Origin of the sequence: Limnohabitans sp. 2KL-51 (assembly GCF_003063645.1) — a bacterium.
GTDB lineage: Bacteria > Pseudomonadota > Gammaproteobacteria > Burkholderiales > Burkholderiaceae_C > Limnohabitans_A.
On record NZ_NESJ01000010.1, the window covers coordinates 171,184 to 188,692 of the forward strand.

Sequence of the window (17,509 nt, forward strand, 5' to 3'; positions counted from 1 at the left end):
TTCAAAATGACCAACGCCGTTATCGTATCGACCGCCCGCACACCTCTGGCCAAAAGCTGGAAGGGCGCATTCAACATGACCCACGGGGCCACCCTGGGCGGCCACGCGGTGCAACACGCCGTGGCCCGCGCTGGCATTGATGCCGCCGAAGTCGAAGATGTGATCATGGGCTGCGCCACGCCGGAAGGGGCCACGGGTGCCAACATCGCCCGCCAAATCGCCCTCAAGGCCGGCATGCCCATCTCGGTCTCGGGCATGACCGTGAACCGATTTTGCTCGTCGGGTCTGCAAACCATTGCACTGGCGGCGCAACGCATCATCGCGGGTGAAGGCCGGGTTTATGTGGCCGGTGGCGTGGAAAGCATCTCCTGCGTGCAGCAAGAAGCCAACACCCACATGCTGCAAGACTTGGCCTTGGCCAAGATGAAGCCCGAAATTTACTGGAACATGCTGCAAACCGCCGAACAAGTGGCCAAGCGTTACAAGATCAGCCGCGACGTGATGGACGCGTATGGCGCGGCCAGCCAACAAAAGGCTTGCGCCGCGCAAGCTGCGGGTTTGTTCAACGACGAAATCGCATCCATCACCGTCACGCAAGGCGTGATCGACAAGGTCATGGGCATGACCACCAAACAAGTGACCGTGAGCGTGGACGAAGGCCTGCGCGAAGGCACCACGGTAGAGGCCATCAGCGGTCTGCGCTCGGCGTTGCCCGGTGGTTTGGTCACAGCCGGCAATGCCAGCCAGTTCTCGGACGGCGCAGGCGCTTGCGTGTTGATGGACGAAAAACTGGCCGAGCAACGTGGCCTCAAACCCTTGGGCCGTTTCCTCGGTTTTGCCGTGGCCGGTTGCGAGCCTGACGAAATGGGCATTGGCCCGGTCTACGCCGTGCCCAAAGCGCTGGCGCGTCTGGGCCTGACCGTGCAAGACATTGACCTGTGGGAACTGAACGAAGCGTTTGCCGTGCAAGTGCTGTACTGCCGCGACAAGCTGGGCATCCCGGCCGACCGCTTGAACGTCAACGGCGGCGCGATCGCGGTGGGTCACCCCTACGGCGTGTCGGGCCAGCGCCTGACAGGCCATGCCTTGATTGAAGGCAAACGTCGTGGTGCCAAGCGTGTTGCGGTGACCATGTGCATTGGCGGCGGTATGGGCGCATGCGGTATTTTCGAAGTGCTGTGATCACCCAGCGCGTTTGCTGTCACTTGGATGGCTGACGTTACTCAGGGCAGAAGGCAAGATGTCTTCTGCCCTTTTTTAATGCGGGAGCCACCTGCGGCCAATGCCAATCGAGCAGTGGATCGCTCCCACAAGTATTGACCTGATGAAAGCTCGCTGCCATGAGTTTGCGCCCCACCGTTGATTTTTTGCTGCACGACTGGCTCAAGGTCGACACCTTGCAAAGCCGCGAGCGCTTTGCCGACCATTCACGCGAAACTTTTGATGCGGTGCTGGACACCTGCGAGCGCATTGCTCGCGAAAAATACGCCCCGTTCAACCGCCTGGTGGACACGCAAGAACCCCACTTTGATGGCGAAAAAGTCATCTTGCCACAGGCCACACACGATGCGTACAAAGCCTATGCCGAATCGGGCATGTTGAGCGCCGCACAGGACTACGAGATCGGTGGCATGCAGCTGCCCTACACGGTGGAGGCGGCTGCCAACGCCTTTTTTGCCATGGCCTCGGTCAGCATTGGCTCAGGCATGCTGACCAGCGGCAACGCCAATTTACTGATGGTGCATGGCACCGATTTGCAAAAGCAGGTCTTTGCCGCCAACGAATTCAATGGGCGTTTTTCGGGCACCATGTGCTTGAGTGAACCGCAAGCCGGCTCGTCGCTGAGCGATGTGACGACCCGCGCCACGCCCGATGGTGAAGGCTTTGAAGTCGATGCTTTGGGTGCGCGTTACCGCCTGCGCGGAAACAAGATGTGGATTTCCTCGGGCGAGCACGAACTCTCCGAAAACATCATCCACTTGGTGCTGGCCAAGATCCCCGATGCCAACGGCCAGTTGGTGCCGGGCGTCAAAGGCATCTCGCTCTTCATCGTGCCCAAAAAGATGGTCGGCACCGATGGGCAACTCACCGGCGAGCGCAACGACGTGGCGTTGGCGGGCCTCAACCACAAATGTGGCTGGCGCGGTACGACCAACACGCTGCTGAACTTTGGCGAGGGCAAGTACCCCGTGCGTGGCGAAGCAGGCGCAGGCTTGGACGGTGCCGGAAGCGGTGCCATAGCTTATTTGGTCGGCAAGCCCGGGGAAGGCCTGCGCTGCATGTTCCATATGATGAACGAAGCGCGCATCGGCGTGGGCATGGCCGCTACCATGCTGGGTATGGCGGGTTACTACGCCAGCCTCGATTACGCCAAGAACCGCCCGCAAGGCAGACCTACAGGGGCAGGGGGCAAGGATGCCAGCCGCCCGCAGGTGCGCATCATCGAACACGCCGACATCAAGCGCATGCTGCTGGCCCAGAAGGCCTACAGCGAGGGCGCTTTGGCCCTGGCCTTGTACAGCGCCCGCTTGGTGGATGAACAGCACACCGGCACGCCTGAAGACGCAGATGTGGCGCGTTTGCTGCTGGAGGTGCTCACGCCCATCGTCAAGAGTTTCCCCAGCGAGTGGTGCCTGGAAGCCAACAGCTTGGCCATCCAGATCCACGGTGGCTACGGCTACACCCGCGACTTTCCGGTGGAGCAATACTGGCGCGACAACCGCCTCAACATGATCCACGAAGGCACGCACGGCATCCAGGCCATGGACTTGCTGGGACGCAAGGTGCTGATGGAAAACGGACGGGGCTTGCAATTTTTGGCCGAACGCATGTTGGCTACGGCGTCCAAGGCTGAAGGCAGCTGGGGGCCTGAAGCTGCGGCTCTGCGCGATGCCCTCCAACAAATCAGCCAAGCCACCCAGCAAGCTTGGGATGGTGCCGAGCCCGCGCAAGCGCTGGCCAATGCCGTGCCGTATTTGCAGGCCTTTGGCCACACCGTGATCGCCTGGATCTGGCTCGATGTCGCGGCCAGCTTGGAGGGCAACGACACCTCTTCCGCACAAGGCCGCCGCGCAGCCTGCCGTTACTTCTTCCGCTACGAATTGCCGAAGATCGGGGCTTGGCTCAAGGTGGTGGCCAGCCGAGACCCGACTTGCGCCGATTTGCCTGAGGAGGCCTTTTGATGATTCGGCACATCGTGATGTGGAGCCTGCACGAGCAGGCAGAAGGGGCCGACAAGGCCACCAACCTCGAAAAAGCCAAAGCATTGCTGCTGTCGTGCGCGCAGGTCGTGCCTGGCATCCGCGCTTTCGAAGTCGCCACGGCCACCCCCGACATGGACTGCACGAATGATTTGGTGCTGCACATGCTTGTCGATGACGCGCAGGTGCTAGCGGCTTACCAGAATCACCCCGATCATCTGGCCATCAAACCCTTCATGAAAGCGGTCGTCAAAGAACGCCGCTGCATGGATTTCAACGTCGAATAAAAGGAGCTCCGACATGGCACGCACTGTTCAACAACTTTTTGACCTGACCGGCCAAGTGGCGCTGGTCACCGGCGGCTCGCGCGGCCTGGGCTTGCAAATGGCCCACGCCCTGGGCGAGGCTGGGGCCAAGATCATGCTCAGCTCACGCAAGGCGGCTGATTTGGAAGATGCCGCTGCCCAATTGCAGGCCGCTGGCATCGACGCCCGCTGGATCGCTGCCGACTGCGGTAAAGAAGAGGACATCCGCCGTTTGGCCACTGAAACCATGGAGCGCATGGGGCCCATTGACATCCTGGTCAACAACGCCGGAGCCACTTGGGGCGCACCTGCCGAAGACCACCCGGTACCGGCCTGGGACAAGGTCATGAACCTGAACGTGCGTGGTTATTTCATCCTCTCTCAAGAGGTGGCCAAGCAAAGCTTCATCCCGCGCGGCAAGGGCCGCATTTTGAATGTGGCCTCCATAGCCGGTCTGGCCGGTAACCCGTCCGCGATGGAAACGATCGCCTACAACACCTCCAAGGGTGCGGTCATCAACTTCACCCGCGCATTGGCGGGTGAGTGGGGCGAGCACGGCATCACCGTCAACGCGATTTGCCCAGGGTTCTTCCCCAGCAAGATGAGCCAAGGCCTGCTGGACACCATTGGGGCCGACAAGATGGCGCAAGCCGCCCCTCTGCGCCGCTTGGGCGACGACGAAGACCTCAAGGGCCTGGCGTTATTGTTCGCGTCCGACGCGGGCAAGCACATCACTGGCCAATGGCTGGCGGTGGACGGTGGCGTCAGTGCCATCATCGGCGGCTGAGCTCCAAGGTCTGACATGAGCATTCCTTTTGGTGTTCCGATTCCGTTTGTGGACCACTTGGGCATCACACTTGAAAAATTTGATGATGGCCAATCCGAACTCTGGTTTCCGATGCGCCCGGAAATACTCAACTCTTTTGATGTCGTCCATGGGGGCGCGATCATGACTTTTTTGGACATCGTCCTGGCGGCAGCCGCGCGCAGCGTTGAGCCCAGCAACGGCGTATTCACGATTGAAATGAAAACCAGTTTCATGCAACCAGCTTCAGCGCCTCCTGGGGGGCGACTCATTGGCCGCGGCCGCTTGCTGCACCGCACACGCAAACTCGCTTTCACGGAAGGTGGGGTTTACGACCCCGAAGGGCGTTTGTGTGCACATGCCACCGGCACATTCAAATATGTGCCCCGCCGTGGCACCGATACTCTTCAAACCGACTGATATTTTTCTCAACGACCACCCCACCAAGAACGGAAACACAGATGACCCTCAACCACCAAATCGTGCTCGACAATCGTCCCCAAGGCGAAGCCACTGTGGCCAACTTCAAACTGATTGAAACGTCCATTCCGGCTTTGCAAGACGGCCAAGTGCTGGTCAAGCACCACTTCATGAGTCTGGACCCCTACATGCGCGGCCGCATGAACGAGAGCAAAAGCTACGCGGTGCCCCAAGCCCTGGGGCAAGTCATGCTCGGTGGCACCGTGGGCGAAGTGGTCGAAAGCCAGCACCCCAAATTCAAGGCTGGTGACCAGGTCGTGGGCATGGGCGGCTGGCAGGAATACAGCGTGGTCGATGGCAACGTGATCGGTGCTTTGCGCAAGGTCGACACCACCCATGTGCCGCTGTCGCACTACCTGGGCGCAGTGGGCATGCCCGGCGTGACCGCCTGGTATGGCCTGTGCAAAATCATCAACCCCAAAGCGGGCGAAACTGTGACGGTGAGCGCCGCCAGCGGCGCGGTGGGCAGCGCTTATGGTGCTTTGGCCAAAGCACGCGGCTGCCGCGTGGTCGGCATTGCCGGCGGCAAGGACAAATGCGATTACGTAGTCAATGAATTGGGCTTTGACGCCTGCATCGATTACAAAGAGCACAAGGACTACATCAGCCTGTCTAAGGCGCTGCGCGAGGCTTGCCCGAACGGGATCGACGGCCACTTTGAAAACGTCGGCGGCATGGTGCTGGATGCTGTGATGCTGCGCACCAATGCTTTTGCCCGCATTGCGGTGTGCGGCATGATCGCCGGCTATGACGGCGCGCCGCTGCCCATGGCCAGCCCGGCTTTGATCCTGATCAACCGCATGAAGATCGAAGGCTTCATTGTCAGCGAGCACATGGAAATCTGGCCCGAAGCGCTGCAAGAACTCGGCACCCTGATCGGCACCGGCAAGCTGCGCCCGCGCGAATCCGTGGCCCAAGGCCTGGCCGCTGCGCCTGAGGCCTTCCTGGGACTGCTCAAAGGCAAAAACTTTGGCAAACAATTGGTCAAGCTGATCTGAGGCCATGCCCATGTCCGATCTGATCCTCCACCATTACCCAACTTCACCTTTCGCTGAAAAGGTCCGGCTGATCCTGGGCTACAAACAGCTGGCCTGGAAGAGCGTGTTCATTCCGATGATCATGCCCAAGCCCGATCTGACGGCGCTTACCGGGGGTTATCGCAAAACGCCGGTGCTCCAAATCGGCGCTGACATCTATTGCGACACAGCACTGATTTGCGATGCACTGGAGCATTTGGCCCCCGCGCCCACGATTTATCCTGATGCCGTCAAAGGCGCAGCGCGCATCGTCGCGCAGTGGGCCGACAGCGCTTTGTTCACGGCGTCCATGGCTTACAACTTCCAGCCTGCGGGTGTGGCCCAGGTCTTTGCGGGCGCGCCCGCTGAGGGCGTGCAGGCCTTTGTGGCCGATCGCACGGCCATGCGCGGTGGCGCGGCCCGCATGGCGTCCGCAGACGCTACTGGGACTTACAAAAGCTACTTGCGCCGGATCGCCAGCATGCTGCACGGGCAAGACTTTTTGTTCGGCGCACAGCCTTGCGTGGCCGACTTTGCGGTTTACCACCCACTGTGGTTCACGCAAGACCGCACGCCAGCCTTGGCGGGCATTCTGGATGCAACCCCCGAAGTCAAAAGCTGGATGGCCCGCATGAAGGCCATCGGCCACGGCTCTCCTGGCAAATGCAGCGGCGAAGAAGCCTTGCAAACAGCCCGCAGTGCCACGCCTGCCGCAGTGCAGGGCGAGGTCTTCCAGGACGAGCACGGTATCGCCTTGGGCAGCCCCGTGGTGATCGCGGCCGACAACTTTGGCTTGGAGCCGACCGAGGGCGAGTTGATCGCAGCCACCCGCACCCGTTACACCCTGCGCCGCACCGATGAACGCGCAGGCACGGTGCACGTCCACTTCCCACGCGTGGGCTTCACACTGAAAAAGGTTTCCCAATGATCGAGAACTTCAAAGGCAAAACTGCGGTGCTGACGGGTGGCGGATCAGGCTTTGGTCTGGAATGCGCCCGCATCGGCGCGAAGCTGGGCATGAACCTGGTGCTGGTGGACGTGCAGCAAGACGCGCTGGACAAAGCCGCTGCCGAGATGACGGCCCAAGGCGTTCAGGTCTTGGCCCGCAAGGTGGATGTGTCGAACGCGCAGGCCATGGAACAGTTGGCTGCTGATGTCAAAGCCCGCTTTGGCGCACCTCATTTCGTGTTCAACAACGCAGGCGTGGGGGCGGGGGGTCTGGTTTGGGAAAACTCAGTCGCCGATTGGGAATGGGTTTTGGGCGTCAACCTCTGGGGCGTGGTGCACGGCGTACGACTGTTCACGCCGATGATGCTCGAAGCCGCCAAGGCTGATCCGAGTTACCAAGGCCATATTGTCAACACCGCCAGCATGGCCGGCTTGCTGACGCCGCCCAACATGGGCATTTACAACGTCAGCAAACACGCGGTGGTGTCTCTGACCGAAACCCTGTACCAGGACCTTCATCTGGTGTCTGACCAGGTCAGCGCCAGCGTACTGTGCCCATACTTTGTGCCGACTGGCATCAGTCAAAGCCACCGTAATCGTCCCGCGGATCTGGCGGCAGACAAACCCACAGCCAGCCAATTGATAGGACAGGCGCAAAGTGACAAAGCTGTTGGCAGTGGCAAGGTGTCAGCTGCCGATGTGGCCCAAAAGGTGTTTGACGCGTTGGCCAGCGACCAGTTTTATATCTACAGCCACCCTCAAGCCTTGGGCAATGTACAAAGCCGAATGGAGGCCATCGTGCAGGGTAACAACCCGCCCGACCCATTTCAGGCCAGACCAGAAGTGGGAGAGGGATTGCGTCGAGCTCTGCGGGAGAGTTGAAGGGCTGCTATGGCAACGCTGAGATCATGGGCGTTTACCGGTGATAGTGCCCTTCAAAGCAGTGCCGCAATTCATGCCCCAAGGCCACATGGCTGGTCACAAGCCCAGTGACGATGGTGCATTCCGCTTTCAAAATGTCCCAAAAGGCGCAACCTAGGGGGGGTGTCAAATAAGATTGCTCACGGCCCATGCGTGAAGCGAACCCGCAAAAATGGGCCACATCCTCGCGCACTTCCCACGAGATGCGCACTTGGTTCATGATCCGATGGTGGGCAGGCATGACGTTGAACGGTAGGAATTCCTGAACCGCTATCTTTTGAGTGGTTGTAGACAGGCATGCACTCAAGTTCAAGGTCAACACCCACAGGCTGAGCAATCGGATCAAAAGACACTTCCGAAAAAATTGAAAAACCATTTAAAAGTCTATTTTTTTACTAAAAATAATCCTTGAATTTTATGACTTAAAAATGCTCTCGTTGGGATGACGTGTCTTTTGGGAACTGAATTGAGGCATCGTTCAGAGACGTCTGGGCTGAATCCTCAGATCTCGTCACCGGTGGAAGTTGCCTTCAAAGCAGTGTCTCAATTCGTGTCCTAATTCAACATGCGAGACTTTCTTACCGGTGATGATCACACACTCTTTGCTGGCCACGTTCCACATGGCACACGCCAGTGGAGGGGTCATCCAGGCCTGTGTGGGGCTCAATTGGGCTGCGCGACCACAGACCTCAGTCACGTTCTCGCGAACTTCCCATCGCACTTTGACGTCGTTCATCAAGCGCGCGTGCTTGGGTACCGGGACAAAGGACTCCAATTCAGACACGGGCAATGAGGGGCCCTGCGCCGAGGCGCAACCCGTCAACACCATGAGCGCAGCGGTCGAGGCCAAAATTGCCAGACAACGAAATGCGCTACCGATCAAAATTTTGACAGAGTTCTTCTTTTATACTCCCGCAACCATTAAAATCATCAATAAGTGAAAGTTTACGCATTTGTTATTTAATAGTCAAATTTGTTGTTTAAATAGGCAATTATGTTGTTTTTTAGAAAATTTGAAGCAAATTCACCATTACTTTTTTTATATCAATAATTTCGTGTTTTATGCGGCCACCATGTGGGTTCGAGGACCACAGGCCACGATGAAAAGCCTCCACTGAGTGGGATTCAAGGCCGGTACTCAGAGCCTCCAAGCGATCCGAAGCTGCCAAAGGGCTGTGGCACACTCACGCCCTTTGACCCTTGAGGTGCTCCAACAGCGCCGACTCAGACATGCAAAAAATCCTGGCCCAACTGGCCGCAGAAATCCGTATCCGCCCTGACCAGGTCAAGACCACCGTGGAATTGCTGGACGGTGGCGCCACCGTCCCTTTCATTGCCCGTTACCGCAAAGAAGTGACCGATGGCTTGGACGACATCCAATTGCGCGAACTCGAATCCCGTCTGGGCTATCTGCGCGAACTCGAAGACCGCCGCGTCGCCGTGATCAAAAGCATCACCGAGCAGGGCAAGATGACGCCTGAGTTGCTGGCCGCCATCGACGCCGCGCCTACCAAACAAGAACTGGAAGACCTGTATTTGCCCTTTAAGCCCAAGCGCCGCACCAAGGGCATGATTGCCCGCGAGGCCGGGCTGGAGCCTTTGGCCGACAAGCTGTTTGCCGACCCCACGCTTGACCCGCACGCCGAAGCCCAAGCCTTTGTGCTGGCTGCGGGTGCCATTGAAGGCGCAGACTTCACGACCAAGGCCGCCGTGTTGGATGGCGTGCGCGATTTACTGAGCGAGCGCTGGGCCGAAGACGCGTCACTCGTGCAGTCCCTGCGTGAATGGTTGTGGAACGAAGGCCTGTTCAAAAGCAAACTGGCCGACGGCAAGGACGAGAACAACGCCGACGTGTCCAAGTTTCGCGACTACTTTGACTACGACGAGCCCATTGGCCGTGTGCCTTCTCACCGGGCTTTGGCCGTGTTCCGTGGTCGGGCGCTGGAAATGCTGGACGCCAAGCTCATTCTTCCTGTTGAACCCGAACCGGGCAAACCCAGCATCGCCGAAGGCAAGATCGCTTTGCACTTGGGCTGGAGCCACGCAGCCCGCCTATCCGATGACCTGATCCGCAAATGCGTGGCCTGGACTTGGCGCGTAAAACTCAGCCTGTCCACCGAGCGCGACCTGTTCACCCGTCTGCGCGAGGACGCGGAAAAAGTAGCCATCAAGGTGTTTGCGGACAACCTGCGAGACCTGCTGTTGGCCGCGCCCGCCGGCCCCCGCGTGGTCATGGGTCTGGACCCGGGTATCCGCACCGGCGTGAAAGTGGCTGTGGTGGACGACACCGGCAAGTTGGTCGACACCGCCACGGTGTATCCGCACGAGCCTCGCAAGGACTGGGAGGGTTCGCTCTTCACCCTGGCCAAACTGTGCGAAAAGCACAACGTCAACCTGATCGCCATTGGCAACGGCACTGCCAGCCGCGAGACCGACAAACTGGCCGGTGACCTGATCAAGCAACTGGCACGTTTGCGCGATGGGGTTGAGATTCAAAAAGTGGTGGTCAGCGAAGCGGGCGCTTCGGTCTACTCGGCCAGCGAATTCGCCAGTCAAGAGATGCCCGATGTAGACGTTAGCCTGCGCGGTGCGGCCAGCATTGCCCGCCGCCTGCAAGACCCGCTATCGGAGCTGGTCAAGATCGACCCCAAAGCCATCGGTGTGGGCCAGTACCAGCATGATGTGAACCAAAACGAGCTGGCCAAAACCTTGGATGCGGTGGTGGAAGACTGCGTGAACTCGGTGGGTGTGGACCTCAACACCGCCAGCGTGCCTTTGCTCACTCGGGTGTCGGGCCTGTCGGGCAGCGTGGCCAAGGCCGTGGTGCGCTGGCGCGATGCCAACGGTGTGTTCAAGACACGGCAAGACCTGCTCAAAGTCACGGGTCTGGGGGCCAAAACCTTTGAACAAAGCGCAGGCTTTTTGCGCATTCGCGGCGGCGATAACCCACTGGACATGACGGGTGTGCACCCCGAAACCTACCCAGTGGTCGAGCAAATCATTGTCAAGACCGCCAAGCCCATTCAGGAGATCATGGGCCGTTCGGACGTTTTAAAAATGCTTAAACCCGAGCTGTTTGCCAATGACAAGTTTGGTGCCATCACCATCAAAGACATCTTGGGTGAGTTGGAAAAACCCGGCCGCGATCCACGTCCCGACTTCAAAGTCGCCCGCCTGGCCGACGGCGTGGAAGACATCAAGGACCTGAGGGAAGGCATGACCTTGGAGGGCACCGTGAGCAACGTGGCACAGTTCGGCGCGTTCATCGACTTGGGCGTTCACCAAGACGGTTTGGTCCATGTGAGCCAGCTGGCCAACAAATTCATCACCGACGCTCGCGAGGTGGTCAAGACTGGCGACATCGTCAAGGTGAAAGTGCTTGAAGTCGACGTGGCCCGCAAACGCATCAGCTTGACCATGAAGCTGGACGCTGTCCCCGCACGGCGCGACGGACCGCGTGACAACAAGTTTGAAGGGGCAGGGCGTGACAACCGACAGCGTGGCGGTGTTGGGGGTTACACCTCGCCCCCCGCAGCCGGAGCCGCAAACGGTTCGGGCTCGGCCATGGCCAGCGCCTTTGCCAAACTGCAAGGCCTCAAAAACTAAACCCCATGCAAGCCCTTCACATTCACGCAGGTCCCAAGGCGAAGGTCCACATCCGTGAACACGGACTGCGACCTGAGCATATTGGTGTCATACCGGCAGCCGCCGGCGGTCCCAAGGGGCTGATTCTTGGCCCCTTGGACCGCTTCATCTTTGGTGAGTGGCTGGCCCAAAGCCAGCAGCCAGTGGACCTGGTGGGCGCATCGATCGGCGCGTGGCGCATGGCCACCGCCTGCCTCAACGACTCGGTGACGGCATTCGAGCGGCTGGAACACGACTACATCCACCAACACTACGAGCCCTTGCCCGGCCAAAAGCGCGTGAGCGCCGAGCAGGTGAGTGAGGCCTTTGGCGAAAGCCTGCAGGCCTTTTATGGCGGGCGCATCGCTGAAGTGCTGAGCCATCCGCGTTACAAACTGCACATCGTCACTTCGCACGGGCGGCACATTTTGCGCCGCGAAAACCCGGTCACCATGCCGCTGGGCTATGCCGGTGCTTTTTTGAGCAACGCAGTGCACCGCCGCGCCCTGGGCGGCTGGCTGGAGCGGGTGGTGTTTTCAGGGCAAGGGGCAAGCTTACCTTTTGGCACGCAAGACTTTCGAACCCGCGCTGTGAACCTGAGAGAAGGCAACTTCATGCCAGCGCTGCAAGCCAGTTGCGCCATCCCTTTCGCGCTGAAAGCCGTGCACGACATCCCTGGCGCGCCTGCTGGCGCTTATTGGGACGGCGGCATCACCGACTACCACCTGCACCTGAACTGGACCGCACCCACAAAAGGGCCTGACCGTTCCATCGTGCTCTACCCGCACTTTCAGCAAAACGTGGTGCCTGGCTGGCTGGACAAAGCGCTCAAGTGGCGGCACGGGGCAACCCCATTTTTAGACAACACCATCGTCCTGGCACCCAACCCCGAGTGGGTCAAAACCTTGCCGGGCAGCAAACTGCCTGACCGCAAAGACTTCATAACCTACGACCGCGATTTAGCGGGGCGCGTCAAGGTTTGGTCTGCGGCAGCCCTGGCCAGTCAGCAATTGGCAGATGAGTTCAGCCATTGGTTGCAGAACCCTACCTCTTCCATGGTTCAACCCTTGTAAGGAGCGCTCATGTCTCAAGCTTATGTTGTCGGTCAAATGACCGTTAGAAATCCAGACAAGTGGGCGCAATACCGGGCTCAGGTCTTGGCCACCTTGCTGCCATTTGGCGGAGAACTTGTGTTCCGGGGTGAACAGGTTCAGTCGTTTTCGGGCGTGAACCTTCACCCCGACATCGTGGTGATCCGTTTTCCTTCGTTGGGTGATGCCGAGGGCTGGCATGTGTCTGCAGCCTACCAAGCCCTGATTCCGCTGCGCCAAGAGGCGGCTGATGTGGTTTTGACCACTTATGCGGCATAACCCTGATGCCAAAGCGGATAATCACGGCATGTTGACCGAACCCCTTTTTCTGACCGCCGCCCTCTACAAATTCGTCGATTTGCCCGACTTCGTCGACCTGCAAGCGCCTTTACAAGCCTGTTGCGAGGCCAACGAGGTCAAAGGCACGCTGCTGCTGGCGCACGAAGGCATCAACGGCACGATTGCCGGGCCCGAAGCAGGTATCCGCGCCGTGCTGGCGTTTTTGCACGCCGATCCGCGTCTGGCCAGCTTGCCGCACAAGGAGTCGTGGAGCCCCAAGCCACCGTTCACCCGCATGAAGGTCAAGCTCAAAAAAGAGATTGTGACCTTGCGCGTGCCCGAGTTGGACCCGAACAAAACGGTGGGCCAGTACGTCAAACCCGCTGATTGGAACGCCTTGCTGGCCGACCCGGATGTGGTGGTCATCGACACGCGCAACGACTATGAGGTGGCCATAGGCACCTTCAAGGGCGCGGTCAACCCGAACATAAAGAACTTTGTTCAACTGCCCGCCTGGCTGGACACGCAGGAAAACCTTAAAACGGACGCGGTCAAAAAACCCAAGGTGGCCATGTTTTGCACAGGCGGTATCCGCTGCGAAAAATCCACCGCACTCATGAAAATGCGCGGTTTTGACGAGGTGTATCACCTCGAAGGCGGCATCCTCAAGTACTTGGAAGAAATTCCGCCAGAGCAAAGCACTTGGGAAGGCGAATGCTTTGTGTTTGACGAGCGCGTGAGCGTGGGCCACGGCTTGGGGTTGGGCCACCACGATCTTTGCCGCTCGTGCCGCTGGCCCCTGAGTGAGCAGGACATGCAATCACCGCATTACGTGTTGGGCGTGAGCTGCGCCTACTGTCACGACCAACGCACGCCGGAGCAAAAAGAAAAACTGGCCGAACGCCAGCGCCAGGTCGAGCTGGCACAAGCGCGGGGCGAGTTGCATGTGGGTGCCAAGATGCCCAGCCATGACGCGCCCTGAAACCGATTCCGCTTATGAGCGATTTGATTCCCTTTGTGCAAGAGCTGATGGAAGATTGGGCCCCGGTGTCAGCCCGACGGATGTTTGGCGGCCATGGCCTTTACCACGAGGGTCTTATGTTCGCCATCGTGATGGACCAGCGGCTGTATCTCAAGACCGATGAAGTCAACCGGCCAGAGTTTGAGGCGCTCGGCCTTGCGCCCTTTTCTTACGCCATGAAGGGCAAAGAGGTGGCGCTGTCCTATTGGGCTGCGCCGGATGCGATCTTTGACGAGCCCAGCGAGGCGGTGCGCTGGGCACGGTCGTCTTGGGAAGCTGCTTTGCGTGGACATTTGGCCAAGGCGCAGGCGAGATCAAAAGCCAAGGCCAAGTTGGCTGATAAAAAGGCCTCCCGATCCGGTCGTGTGTGACTTCACGCGGATCACAAGCTCGAGATCAACATGTCCCGGTATTCATCGGCCGAGGCGATGCGCGGATTGGTCTTGTGGCAGTGGTCCGCCAGCGCGCCGGTGATCACGGCATCAAACAGGTTTTCGGTCACACCCATCGCGCCCAGCCCTGCAGGAAGGCCCAATCGGGCGCACATGTCCCGGATGGCGTCCGGAATGTCTGAGCCGCTTTGCAAGCCCATGGCCTGAGCCATGCGGTTCAGGCGGTTTTCTTTTTGCACCGATTCAGCCGCCGCGTTGAAGTTCACCACTGCAGGCAAAAACATGGCGTTCAATGTGCCATGGTGCAGGCGTGGATTTACACCGCCCAAACTGTGGCTGAGCGAGTGCACGCAGCCCAACCCCTTTTGGAAAGCCATGGCCCCCTGCATGCTGGCACTCATCATGTTCAGGCGTGCTTCACGGTCTTGGCCGTTGCTTGTGGCGCGCTCGATATTGGCCCAGCCCCGGGCCAGGCCATCCAGCGCGATACCGTCCGCAGGGGGGTTGAAGGGCGCGGCCATGAAGGTTTCCATGCAGTGCGCCACGGCGTCCATGCCGGTAGCAGCCGTGAGCATGGGCGGCAATCCGAAGGTCAGTTCGGGGTCGCAAATGGCGGCTTTGGGCACGATGAACCAGCTGTGAAAGCCTACTTTACGGCCGTCGTCCAGAATCAAAATTGCGCCCCGGGCCACCTCGCTGCCGGTGCCGCTGGTGGTGGGCACGGCGATGATGGGGGCCACGCGGTCGGTGATCTTGAGCGAGCCGCCTTCTATTGTTGCGTAGGTTTTCAGTGGGCCTTCGTGGCTGACGGCAATCGCAACGCCTTTTGCGCAATCGATCGCCGAACCTCCACCGACCGCAATCAGACCGTCACAGCCATGCTGTTGGTACATGGCCGATGCAGCGCGCACGGCAGCTTCATTGGGGTTGGAGGGGGTTTGGTCAAACACGGTGACGGGCAAGCCGGGCAGCGCGTCCAGTGCTTTTTGCAGCACGCCAGCGGCTTTGACGCCCGCATCGGTCACGATCAGCGGTTTGCGGATGCCCACGCGCTCGCATTCGGCCTGCAGCAGCTTGACGGCGCCAAAGTCGATCTGGATCTGGGTGACGTAATTGATGAAAGACATGCGAAAACTCCAATCAGAGGGCCCGGTTCGGAAGTGACAGAACAGCGTGGCGGGGCGTTGTACGATGAAAGCCCATTTTGATGCAGGAAGGCGCTGGAGCCTCGCCGGGTCTGTCACCCTTGTTCGCTTATGCCCCTGCCGCCCAGCCCTGATGGCTTCAATAACCCTCACACACATGAGCAGCCACCACAACAACCCCCGCGCCTTGCTGAACGCCGCCACGCGCAACCTGATCGAGCGGGTGCACCGCGCAGGCCGCCCTCCCATGGCCGCCATGACGCCTGCGCAGGCGCGTGAGTTTTACGACATCGGCGGGCCCATGCTGGACCTGCAGCCCGCCCCGCAGGTGGATCGGTTGGAGGACATCACCCTGCCTGCCCGTGATGGCCACGCCATGCCCGCCCGGTTGTATGCCCCGCGAAGCGATGTCTCATTGCCCGTACTGCTCTACATCCACGGTGGCGGTTTCTCGGTGGGAAGCTTGACGACCCACGACGTGTTGTGCCGCCAACTCTCACGACAAGGCCATTGCGCCGTGGTGTCGCTCGATTACCGACTGGCCCCCGAGCACAGATTTCCGACAGCCGTCCATGACAGCTGGGACGCCCTCAACTGGCTGCAGCAGCATGGCCAATCGCTGGGCTTGGACACCACGCGATTGGCTGTGGGTGGCGACAGCGCAGGTGGCACGTTGGCCACGGTGTGCGCCCTGATGGCCCGTGATTCAAGACTGACCCTGTGCCTGCAGTTGCTGTTTTACCCCGGCTGCATCGCTCGGCAAAACACCGCCTCGCACCACACGTTTGCAGAAGGCTTCATGCTCGACAAGGGCACGATCGACTGGTTTTTTGCAAACTACATCGACGAAGCCGATCGTGGAGACTGGCGTTTCGCGCCCATGAACGCCCCTGACCACGCGGGCCTGGCCCCGGCTTGGATCGGTTTGGCCGAATGCGACCCGTTGGTGGACGAGGGAGTTCAGTATGCCGACACGCTGCGCATGGCGGGTGTGGCTGTCAATTTGGAAATTTACAACGGCGTGGTCCACGGTTTTATTACCATGGGCCGCGCTATTCCCGACGCCTTGCAAGCGCACGCCGATGCGGGCCGGGCTTTGAGGGCAGCCTTTGAAGTCATGGATACCCAGTCAAGCCGGGGATGACAACACAACAAATCGTTGACCTGCCCAAGCTTGCAGGACTTCTTTTTAAATAGGAGCTTTTCATGAAACGCCAAGATTTCCGTTTGTCTCACCGCATGCGCGTGCGCTGGGTCGAGGTGGACATGCAAAAGATCGTCTTCAACGGTCACTACCTCATGTATTTCGACACCGCCGTGACCGAATACTGGCGGCAACTGGCCATGCCTTACGCTGAGACCATGCACCAGCTGGGCGGTGATTTGTTTGTCAAAAAGGCCAGCCTGGAGTACCACGCCAGCGCCGAGATGGATGATTTTCTCGATGTGTGCATGCGCTGCGACCGAATCGGCAACTCGTCCATGACGTTTTCCGGGGCGATTTTTCGGGGCGATCAATTGCTGATCACCAGCGAGATGGTCTATGTGTACGCCGACTCGGTGGCCAAAAAGAGCCAGCCCATCCCGGCGCCCTTGCGCGACTTGCTCGAAGGCTTTGAGCGCGGTGAAGACATGGTGCAGGTGCATGTGGGTTCGTGGCACGATTTCCAGAAACTGGCCAGCCCGCTTCGCCACGAGGTGTTTGTGGAGGAGCAAAAAGTACCTGTCGAGATGGAGTTGGACCACGAGGACGACACGGCCTTGCACGCCGTGGCCCTGAACCGCATGGGCCTTTGCCTGGCCACAGGCCGCTTGATTCAGCACGCGCCCGTTGTATCCCGCATTGGCCGCATGGCCGTCAAAAAACAAATGCGCGGCAGCGATCTGGGCCGCCGCGTGCTGCATGCCCTGATGGACGCGGCGCAGCACCGGGGCGACAACCAGGTGATCTTGCACGCCCAATGCAGCGCTGAAGGCTTTTACAAACACTCAGGCTTTGAGCCACACGGGGGTGTTTTTGAAGATGCGGGGATTGCGCACATCGAGATGGTGCGCAAGCTTTGAACTTTGCATTTCGGACAAGGAGGCCTGTTCAGTGTTCATTGCCCAGAGGTGGGGCGCACCAATATGTCGCGCTCAGTCAATTGCCAACAGAGGTGGGCTCCTGGTATGGATTGACCTGTCAATAGGTGCCGGTTGTTTTTCAGCTTTCTCTCTCTGTTTCTTTTGTCTTCTCGGTCAGTGACTGTGGATCAGGGACTACGAGGCTGATTGGGCGACGG

At 59.4% G+C, this 17,509-nt stretch carries 17 protein-coding genes; 15 read left to right on the top strand and 2 right to left on the bottom strand.

What is annotated here, in order from left to right; translation table 11 throughout:
• Nucleotides 1-6: 6 nt before the first annotated feature.
• From B9Z49_RS12440 to B9Z49_RS12475, 8 genes are all read left to right on the top strand, one after another.
• Nucleotides 7-1,182, top strand: a complete 1,176-nt coding sequence (locus B9Z49_RS12440) for an acetyl-CoA C-acyltransferase (RefSeq protein ID WP_108353755.1) — start codon at nucleotides 7-9, stop codon at nucleotides 1,180-1,182.
• 158 nt (nucleotides 1,183-1,340) lie between these two features.
• Nucleotides 1,341-3,182, top strand: coding sequence for an acyl-CoA dehydrogenase (locus tag B9Z49_RS12445; protein ID WP_108353756.1), 1,842 nt, complete (start codon nucleotides 1,341-1,343; stop codon nucleotides 3,180-3,182).
• The gene (locus B9Z49_RS12450) at nucleotides 3,182-3,487 is read left to right on the top strand and encodes a Dabb family protein (protein ID WP_108353757.1); all 306 of its coding nucleotides are present in this window, start codon (nucleotides 3,182-3,184) and stop codon (nucleotides 3,485-3,487) included. The genes B9Z49_RS12445 and B9Z49_RS12450 overlap by 1 nt, the downstream gene beginning before the upstream one ends.
• 13 nt (nucleotides 3,488-3,500) lie before the next feature.
• Nucleotides 3,501-4,292 (top strand): SDR family oxidoreductase, encoded by a 792-nt coding sequence (locus B9Z49_RS12455; RefSeq protein ID WP_108353758.1) that lies wholly within the window; start codon nucleotides 3,501-3,503, stop codon nucleotides 4,290-4,292.
• A 15-nt stretch (nucleotides 4,293-4,307) separates the two neighbouring features.
• Complete coding sequence (locus B9Z49_RS12460; RefSeq protein WP_108353759.1) at nucleotides 4,308-4,730, top strand: PaaI family thioesterase; 423 nt, start codon at nucleotides 4,308-4,310, stop codon at nucleotides 4,728-4,730.
• A gap of 41 nt (nucleotides 4,731-4,771) precedes the next feature.
• Entirely contained in the window at nucleotides 4,772-5,788 is a 1,017-nt protein-coding gene (locus tag B9Z49_RS12465) for an NADP-dependent oxidoreductase (protein ID WP_108353760.1), read from the top strand.
• 10 nt (nucleotides 5,789-5,798) lie between these two features.
• On the top strand, nucleotides 5,799-6,734 hold the full coding sequence (locus B9Z49_RS12470) for a glutathione S-transferase family protein (protein WP_108353794.1): 936 nt from the start codon (nucleotides 5,799-5,801) through the stop codon (nucleotides 6,732-6,734).
• Nucleotides 6,731-7,636, top strand: coding sequence for an SDR family oxidoreductase (locus tag B9Z49_RS12475; RefSeq protein ID WP_108353761.1), 906 nt, complete (start codon nucleotides 6,731-6,733; stop codon nucleotides 7,634-7,636). The genes B9Z49_RS12470 and B9Z49_RS12475 overlap by 4 nt, the downstream gene beginning before the upstream one ends.
• A gap of 550 nt (nucleotides 7,637-8,186) precedes the next feature.
• Here the strand turns inward: B9Z49_RS12475 and B9Z49_RS12485 are convergent.
• A complete protein-coding gene (locus tag B9Z49_RS12485; RefSeq protein WP_233254608.1) occupies nucleotides 8,187-8,525 on the bottom strand; it encodes a hypothetical protein in 339 nt (112 codons plus the stop codon).
• Nucleotides 8,526-8,905: 380 nt separating this feature from the next.
• On the opposite strand from B9Z49_RS12485, the gene B9Z49_RS12490 reads away from it, so the two are divergent.
• Genes B9Z49_RS12490 through B9Z49_RS12510 form a run of 5 tightly spaced genes read left to right on the top strand, consistent with a single transcriptional unit; the run spans nucleotide 8,906 to nucleotide 14,061 of the window.
• Nucleotides 8,906-11,281, top strand: coding sequence for a Tex family protein (locus B9Z49_RS12490; RefSeq protein WP_108353764.1), 2,376 nt, complete (start codon nucleotides 8,906-8,908; stop codon nucleotides 11,279-11,281).
• A 5-nt stretch (nucleotides 11,282-11,286) separates the two neighbouring features.
• Nucleotides 11,287-12,372 (top strand): phospholipase, encoded by a 1,086-nt coding sequence (locus B9Z49_RS12495; protein WP_108353765.1) that lies wholly within the window; start codon nucleotides 11,287-11,289, stop codon nucleotides 12,370-12,372.
• 9 nt (nucleotides 12,373-12,381) lie between these two features.
• Nucleotides 12,382-12,669, top strand: coding sequence for a DUF1330 domain-containing protein (locus B9Z49_RS12500; protein ID WP_108353766.1), 288 nt, complete (start codon nucleotides 12,382-12,384; stop codon nucleotides 12,667-12,669).
• A 28-nt stretch (nucleotides 12,670-12,697) separates the two neighbouring features.
• Nucleotides 12,698-13,651 carry a rhodanese-related sulfurtransferase gene (locus B9Z49_RS12505; RefSeq protein WP_233254609.1) on the top strand — a complete coding sequence of 318 codons (954 nt, stop codon included), beginning with the start codon at nucleotides 12,698-12,700 and terminating at the stop codon, nucleotides 13,649-13,651.
• A gap of 14 nt (nucleotides 13,652-13,665) precedes the next feature.
• Nucleotides 13,666-14,061 carry a TfoX/Sxy family protein gene (locus B9Z49_RS12510; RefSeq protein WP_108353768.1) on the top strand — a complete coding sequence of 132 codons (396 nt, stop codon included), beginning with the start codon at nucleotides 13,666-13,668 and terminating at the stop codon, nucleotides 14,059-14,061.
• Between the two features lie 11 nt (nucleotides 14,062-14,072).
• On the opposite strand, the gene B9Z49_RS12515 is transcribed toward B9Z49_RS12510, so the two are convergent.
• The gene (locus tag B9Z49_RS12515; RefSeq protein WP_108353769.1) at nucleotides 14,073-15,209 is read right to left on the bottom strand and encodes an iron-containing alcohol dehydrogenase; all 1,137 of its coding nucleotides are present in this window, start codon (nucleotides 15,207-15,209) and stop codon (nucleotides 14,073-14,075) included.
• A gap of 175 nt (nucleotides 15,210-15,384) precedes the next feature.
• Between B9Z49_RS12515 and B9Z49_RS12520 the strand changes: the two genes are divergently transcribed.
• A complete protein-coding gene (locus tag B9Z49_RS12520; protein ID WP_108353770.1) occupies nucleotides 15,385-16,371 on the top strand; it encodes an alpha/beta hydrolase in 987 nt (328 codons plus the stop codon).
• Nucleotides 16,372-16,433: 62 nt separating this feature from the next.
• Nucleotides 16,434-17,291: a YbgC/FadM family acyl-CoA thioesterase gene (locus B9Z49_RS12525; RefSeq protein WP_108353771.1), complete on the top strand. Its 858-nt coding sequence runs from the start codon at nucleotides 16,434-16,436 to the stop codon at nucleotides 17,289-17,291.
• The last annotated feature ends 218 nt before the right edge of the window (nucleotides 17,292-17,509 follow it).